General features: G+C 32.8%; 9 protein-coding genes. All 9 read right to left on the minus strand.

Going from position 1 to position 7,690, the window contains the following annotated elements; translation table 11 throughout:
• Positions 1-167: 167 nt before the first annotated feature.
• On the minus strand, positions 168-734 hold the full coding sequence (locus AB1349_11775) for a hypothetical protein (protein ID MEW6558009.1): 567 nt from the start codon (positions 732-734) through the stop codon (positions 168-170).
• Positions 731-1,840 (minus strand): hypothetical protein, encoded by a 1,110-nt coding sequence (locus AB1349_11780; GenBank protein ID MEW6558010.1) that lies wholly within the window; start codon positions 1,838-1,840, stop codon positions 731-733. Before AB1349_11780 ends, AB1349_11775 begins: the two co-directional genes overlap by 4 nt.
• A gap of 185 nt (positions 1,841-2,025) precedes the next feature.
• Entirely contained in the window at positions 2,026-2,487 is a 462-nt protein-coding gene (locus AB1349_11785; protein ID MEW6558011.1) for a hypothetical protein, read from the minus strand.
• Positions 2,471-2,752, minus strand: coding sequence for a hypothetical protein (locus AB1349_11790; protein MEW6558012.1), 282 nt, complete (start codon positions 2,750-2,752; stop codon positions 2,471-2,473). Before AB1349_11790 ends, AB1349_11785 begins: the two co-directional genes overlap by 17 nt.
• 122 nt (positions 2,753-2,874) lie before the next feature.
• Positions 2,875-3,240, minus strand: coding sequence for an HNH endonuclease signature motif containing protein (locus tag AB1349_11795; GenBank protein MEW6558013.1), 366 nt, complete (start codon positions 3,238-3,240; stop codon positions 2,875-2,877).
• Positions 3,241-3,248: 8 nt separating this feature from the next.
• Complete coding sequence (locus tag AB1349_11800) at positions 3,249-4,769, minus strand: hypothetical protein (GenBank protein MEW6558014.1); 1,521 nt, start codon at positions 4,767-4,769, stop codon at positions 3,249-3,251.
• Between the two features lie 3 nt (positions 4,770-4,772).
• Entirely contained in the window at positions 4,773-5,999 is a 1,227-nt protein-coding gene (locus AB1349_11805) for a MoxR family ATPase (GenBank protein MEW6558015.1), read from the minus strand.
• On the minus strand, positions 5,989-7,140 hold the full coding sequence (locus AB1349_11810) for a tetratricopeptide repeat protein (GenBank protein ID MEW6558016.1): 1,152 nt from the start codon (positions 7,138-7,140) through the stop codon (positions 5,989-5,991). The genes AB1349_11805 and AB1349_11810 overlap by 11 nt, the downstream gene beginning before the upstream one ends.
• A gap of 198 nt (positions 7,141-7,338) precedes the next feature.
• Positions 7,339-7,545 carry a hypothetical protein gene (locus AB1349_11815; protein ID MEW6558017.1) on the minus strand — a complete coding sequence of 69 codons (207 nt, stop codon included), beginning with the start codon at positions 7,543-7,545 and terminating at the stop codon, positions 7,339-7,341.
• Between the last annotated feature and the right edge of the window lie 145 nt (positions 7,546-7,690).

Genomic DNA, 7,690 nt, shown 5'->3' on the forward strand with positions numbered 1-7,690 from the left:
TTGTTTTTCAAAATTCAAAGAGCAATTTCAAAGGTCAAACCTTTGATTTGAATGAATTTGCAAATATATTTTATAGTGGTTCCGACGAGCCGTATCAAAAAAACAGTGTTTATAGCCGTTTTTCAGGACGAGTCTTAGGATGTTCCAGAAGCAATCCAATTCCAGCATCAAAAAAAAGAAAACCAGAAAGTATGAGGAGGTTTTACTACTATATCAGGATATATCTTAATAAAGCAATAAGGGGCAATTGGTTTTTTATAAGAAGGATAAGGAAAAATTCGCAACTGAAAATTGTATAGTGAAACCCCCCAGTCCTTATTTTCTTTGTAATGTGACGAATCCAATACCTTATGATATCCGATATTATCAAAAAAACTCACAGTTGTAAAGTCAAGAATAACGCTCTGGCGCTCTATTGGTACTTGTGCGGTCCCAAAGTCAAGATAATTACCAAAACTGTTTACATTTGTTGATAGAAGAGTCCCCTCTCCGGAAAAGCCTAACTTAAATTGTAATACTTGACCAAAAATTGGTACTAGCGAAGCAATAATGTTCTCCCATTCGCTTTCTTCTACAAACGCGGGTCGGATAACTTCATGGAAAGTATCATAGACTATATACACTTCATCTTGATGTATTTCATCCTGTATCTCTTCGCCAAAAGATAATCCTCGTAAGCAAAATAGCGACATAGAAAATACTAACAATAAAACCAAAAAACGTTGTGTGGTCATTTTCTACCTCCGAATAAATTCTCAATTTCTGCAATATTCCAGACATAAATATTTTGTCCATCGCCTGAAAGAAGATAATTATCGTCAGGTGAAAATTCTAATAGCACAATTTGATTTCTGTGCAGCTTTAGTGGAATGATTTCCTTTTGACTAAATGTATCCCAGAGATGTAAGCGGTTATTTTTGTCGTCAGAACAAAGGATTCTTCCGTTAGGAGAGAATTTAAGAATTTTTACAGGGAACAAACTCTTTTTTTCTATCCGCCCGAGTTCAAACTTTGCAGGGGTTTTTGTAATTATTCTTGGTTTTTCCTCCTTCCCTTCAATAAAGTATGCTTTTAATTTAGTGTTGAGGCAAAAAGTCAAATATCTAACCGCAAGATTTTTATCAAGTTCAAAAACTGTCTTTTGTTCAACTTGGTCATAGATACGGTCCTGCTGGACCAAAATTTTACCTTCCCTTCTGAGAATATTTGTATGAGAAATACTTTCATCTTCTGCACTATCAATTAAGTACCAAGTTTTAGTGTTCCATGTTGCCATAGTACCTTTAGATTTTGTAATTTCTTCTACTCTTACTGATGAATCTACAGGAACTCCAGAATATCTTATTGCACCACCTGTTCGTGCAGTTATATAAGCACCTCCAAATGTCCAAGCAAGAACATTGGCGAGATCGGCTTTTTGTTCTAATGTGTACTTTTTTTCAGTTTCAAATCTAAGCCCAAATGCTGATACCTTATCACATTTAGGTGAAAACTCTATATATTGCCATGCAGAGTTTTCTCTTTCTAATCTTATGATTTTTTCAAAAGAAACCATATCCCATATATCAACTTTATCGGCACAACTTGCAACCACGAATCTACCATCGGAAGAAAAATCTATTGAAGACACAGAGTATCTTGTAATCAATTCTGTAACTTTTCTCCAGTCTTTACAACTATATATCTCAACTTTGCCATCAAAAGTTCCAATTGCAAGATATTTCATATCGCTTGAAAATTTTGCAACTGAATGTTCTGGTGAGTATAAAGTTACAACCGGTTCAATTTCTTCTGAAACACAAGTTTGTGTAAATAAAAACAACAAAATTAAACACCACATCTTGGACCTCCGTTTGCCCAACAGAAAATAAAAAAGCCGGGCTGAACATCCTCTCAAATGCGTGGTACCGAATTTGAGCGATGGAACCCGGCAATTTTGCCGAGCCATCACCTGCAGTACCACGCACGAAGGCATTCTTATTGCCTTTGCAGGAAAGGCTTAGAACTAAATTTTCAAAAAACTGTCTACAACTTTTCAAAAAAATCAGTAATTGCTTTTTTTATATCAATCCAAACAGAACCAACATTGTCTATTAGTGAAACCATCAATTCAAACTCTAATTTGAATCCATAACCACTTATAAACAAATGTCTGAATCTTCTATAAGGATTTAGTTTATTTGCAATTTCCGGATTAAAAATAGACATTTTCCCTTGCGGTGGATTGTATGATAAATCAAGAAGTTCTTTATGCCAACTTTCTCCTTTTGGCATGGTCTGATAATATTCTTTGCTTATCCGTTTAATAATATTTTCTACCCCTGTATAAAAGTTCATCAGGAATGTTCCAATTGCTGCTTTTTGAGCATTATCTATCTTTACAGGGTCTAAATTGTTTCTGAGAGAAGAGAGATCTTTTAATACACACTCAATTGACCCTATTTCATCCTCTACATCAGCCAAAAGTTGTTTATATTTGTCTTGCATATATCACTTTTCCTTTTTCTAACACGCGTTTTGCAAAATGTTCTCTTGTGTATTCTAAGGGGATCAAATCTATTTCATCAGCTAAAATCTTACCATACATCTCAAAAAAAATTTCAGGTTTAACTCCTGTTACTGCTACATCAATATCACGCGCAGATTCAATATCTTCAATACAAGAACCAAACAGTATAACTTTTTCTGCACCATATTCTTTAGTAATTTCAATGATTTCCTTTATATAACTTTCAAAAACTGTTTTATCCATTTGGTTCTCCTTCATCCATCACTGTTCTTCTATTTTATTATATCACTTTAATTTAAAGAAGTCAAGTATTTTTTTCATGTTCAAATTCACTGGTTCTGGCCCCATAAACTTCTATGGCAAACTCAATCATAAACATATTTGCCTTTCATAAGTTTTATGTTTTTCAAAATCCAGATTTTTCTACGGATAAATTTACGAATCATTCTGTATAATCTTCTGTAAAAAGGTATAGGTATTGGTTTTGGCATTTCAAGTTCTGCTTTGTACCGGTTACAGGACTTGCAACAAATTCGCAGGTTACTAAGTTTATTTGTTCCACCGTTGCATTTTGCAATCGCATGATCTATTGTAAATCTTTCAAGTTTATCTTTTTTGTGACAAATATAGCACCGAGCATATATTACACCACGAATAACTTCACAGCCATCTCTCCGGGCTATTTTGGTCAACCGCATAAATCTGTATCTGCTTGTATTTTGCTTTTCCATTGTTTCTTCTAAAGTGTCCGACGAATTGGATCAGTGAAATCAATTGTGAAATTTGATAATTCGGATTGATCTCTAATAGTTGCATATCTTAGTTCATAAGGCTTATAGTGCTTGGCATCGTTGTTGTTATCTGGTATTATTGTAAAAATTTTATTGTTTTGTGAAAGAAATCTCAAATCATTTTCTGCGCATTTAGTGAAAGAAAATAGTTGCCAATCGGAGATGAATACAATCAGATTGTTTTCTGTGCAGAAAAGTAATTTTTTAATGATATTTGTACCAGTAGTTTTATTATCCGCTCCGCCTGCACCATAATTTTTGTAAATTTGTTTCATAAGACCATCATAATTTCTCGTAAATTCATTTGAAAAATATTCACTATTTGCAAATAGTATTACTGCAACTTCACTTGCATATTTTCTTGCTGTTTCAATAAGAGAAAATATTGTTGTGATTGTTAATTCCTTATTCATACTTCCTGATGTATCCGCGGAAATAACAATGCGTTGTAGTAGAGATTCATTGTCTATTATATCCTGCCTGAATTTATATGTTGTTATTTCCGGTAACAGAATTCCTTCTTGCGATACTGATTCATCTAATTCAAGTAATTCTATGGGTTCGTGTGTATTCCACAAATTTAACTCAGGTAATTTCTGAAATCGTTCTATATCTGGAAACTTAATTTCTACATTCCTGCTTGCTTTTGAAAGATAATATTCAAACGATTCTGCCAGGCGGTTAAAATTAAATAATAATGGGTAATAACATGGAGATCTATATTTGTATCGCCTCTTACGATGAGTTAAGGTAGGTGTTTTTATATGTACAGGTGGTTGATTTTCATCAGAAATATGCCTAAGATTTCTTAATAACAATTCTGCAACTTGAGCAAAAAAGCGTCTCAATTGATTTAACCAATCCGCCTGTCTTCTCGCTTCAAATATCAATACTTCTGCCATTGATTTCACTTTTTCATCAAGTGTAGAGTTTGAATCAAGGATATTGACTATATTTGTTGATATTTCTTTATACTCCTTTTCCACTTCTATTTGCATATCTTGAGGCAAAAAGTTATTATAAAATGCACCTAAAATATTCATCCCAAAATTTAAATCCTTAATTTTCTTAAACTTGTTCATTACTGGTTTCAACGACTCCTCTATGTGATTACTTCTAATTTTAACCAACTCAAATTCAACAATGATATCATATATCACATTCAATAATAGAATAATAATTTCTAAGTCGGAAATACCAGTGGTTTGTTCAAGGATTTTAATATGTTTCTTCGTATTGTCAATACTTACAGGTGCAAACTGACTGTGTCCTATTTCGTGGCGAAAAACCATCTTTAACATTTCAGTTGATTTTATTGCTTTAAGACATATGTAAATTCTCATATTCTTTATATAAAAAGGAGCGTACGCATTGTCATGATATTCAACACTGACCGGAGGAAAGTTATACTCCTCACGTACCTCATCAAGAATTTTAATGACAATATCTTCTGTAATTTTGTTTTTCATTTTTTATATTTTTCTTAAAGATTCTTCCAATTGTGCTAAACTGAATTTTTGAATGTTTTCTTCTTGACTTTTTGATGCAAATTCTTTCTTAAGATTATTATAATGTTCCAACAAAACCAGGTCATTTTGTGCCCATCCGTGAAGTAAATCAAGTAGCTGTATATTCGCAGATTTTATTTCTGCAATTATTTTATATGCCCTTTCTCGTTCAAACTCTTTCTTTCTTAAATAATCAACAAGATTTCTTATTGCAGAAATTTTATCTATATGTTGTTTTTCATATTCATGGAGAAATTTGACTCTGTGAATTAAAACATATGGTAACACTATAAAAATATGTTCAAGATTTATTTCTTTCTGATTTTGCAAAATAACAAGCCCTTGTGCAACTTTTAGTGTGCTTAAATACGCACGCTCAGAAACAGGGTTGTTCGGCAACAGTTTTGAACAGATTGATTCCTTGAACCTACAAGTATCACAAACCGCTGGAAAATCAAGCAAAAATTCTTTATCATTTTTTTGTACACAAATCTGTAGGGTCCTAATCATATTTGCTGTGACAAACTTTATACGTTCTGTAATTTTTATGGTAGCTGTTTCTTGCCAGATATCTTCTATTACATCTTCTTTCAAAACAGGATAAATACAATTTTTATCAATATTAAGAAGTTTTGTTTTGTCAATGACATTAAGTGTAGACATTGGAAGACAAATATCAAAACGGTCAAGAAAAGGCATTGGAATTGATTTTATTGTTCCTTCGTCAGCGGGATTTAGAGTTGCAATGAAAACAAACGCATTAAGTGATTTTCTTTCGTTACCATAAATTACCATCTTCTCGGCCAGCATACTAAACAATGAATTAAGCACTGTTGCCGGAACTCTATTAATTTCATCAAATAGTTTAATTTTTGCTTCTACAAAATTGTGCCAGTGAATAATTTCTTCACCCTGTAGAAGTTTTGGTAAATTATATCTTGCTAAAAATTTTGACTCAACAAGTCCCGCAGATCCTTGGATCCTTGAAAAACTACATCCTAAAAGTTTTGCTGTTGCTTCTGCTAGCCAGCTCTTTCCTTTCCCCCAGCTGCTCCATAACAAAATATTAGATCCGCTTAATATTCCGGCTAGAAAAATATCAACTATCTCACTAGAACCGAAATAGAGATTTGATAACCTGTCCTTTATTTCTTGAATCAGCTTCTTGATTTTGTATTTTTTACTGTTCATTGTTTTTATAAAGTTCGGCCAGAGCAAATCTGTTATTTTTGTTTATTTCTAATACTTTACTAAAATATTTTTCTGCTTCTGCAAAATTTTTTAGATGATATTTGTAAATTTTCCCGAGAACTAAAGATGTAAGCGGATAATTCGGATTATCCAGTAATGATGCTTTCAGAACCACGGCCGCATCTTTTATTCTACCTTGTGCCAAATAAACTTTTCCGAGACAAAAATAATTAAAATAACCCCCATAAACATTTACAGCACGGATAGCAAGCGCTTCTGCTTCATCAAGATTCTCACCTTTCTCGGCATAAAGTTTAGCGAGTTCTGAGAATAAAGGAGGATGTTGTTTCAATTTAATACTTTTCCTAAATATCTTAACTCCCTTGCAATAAATCTTTTCTGCTTTTTTCTCTTCCGCCATTTCCTTATAAACTAAGTATAACCAGTAGTACATACTTCCAGCCGGGTTTATAGAAATTGACTTCAGAAGATTTTCTTCTGCTTCTCTGAGTTTCCCCTGTAAATAATAAGACACACCAAGATTTGCAAGTATGACATCGTCATCAGGACATAAGCTCAAACCATTTAAATAATATTCTTGCGCTCTGTTATATTCCCCTTGCAGATCGCAGGCACAACCCAATGCGTTAAAAATTGAAGATTCTTGCGAATTATATTTTAATGCTTCAAGCAAATACTTTTCGGCTAATTCATACTTTCCCCGACTGAAAAAACGAATTCCTGTATCTGTATAAATTTCCCAAGCTGGTTGTGTTTGTTCAACAGGTAAACTGTTCATGTCAGAATTAAACGGTGCATTTGGCAATTTAATATCTGTAGCTTTGTGAAAATATTCAGCAGATTTTTTATAATTATCTATCTCATTATAAATAAAAGCAAGGTTTATAAATGCCTTTTTGAATTTGTATGTTTTAGTGCTTGCCATAAGAAATTTTATTGCCAGATTATAATTTCCAATTGCACAATATATATCTCCAAGATAAAGATTTATAATACTTGACAATTTTCCTTTTGCAAAAATAGAAGCTTCGTTAAAAAACATGAGCGCCTCTCGGTACTCTTTCATTTTTAAAGCTTTCACTCCTTTTGCAACAAGTTGTGTACATAAATACCGCTTCATAAGTGCCTCACCTTTTTTTCGATTTTACTACCTTTAGCAGGTCCTTCCTGCATTAAGCCATATTTATTAAAATACTTAAGTGCATCTTTAGGTCTCCAGCTGTATATATATATGGCAGCATACTTTTTCTAAGTGCCAACAGAAACTTTCGTCTCTTCTTAACTTTTGCATCATTGTTTTTTTCTTCCATATTTCTTCTCACAACCTCAAATCAAGAATATTTTTTCGCCTGAGAATCCAGTCCATTTCTACAAAAATTCTATTTCTTAACAAGACAATTTTTTTCTTCACATATTTCAATTTTTTAAGCACACATTTTATTGTTTTTGTTTTCTTGAATTCACATAAAATCACTTTATATATTTTTTTCTGGGTTCTCCTAGATTTTTTCAGCAGTCCGATCATCTCCACTGCTAAAAAAAATAGCGTAGTCAAAAAAGGTTGCTTAAAAAGCTCTTTGAAATATAATTTATCGTCGGAGAACAAGCACTTTTATAGTAAAATAATGGTGGCGCACGCCATTATTTGACCTATAGGAGGCTTGAAATGC

This window comes from Elusimicrobiota bacterium (genome assembly GCA_040757695.1).
Classification (GTDB): domain Bacteria; phylum Elusimicrobiota; class UBA8919; order UBA8919; family UBA8919; genus JBFLWK01.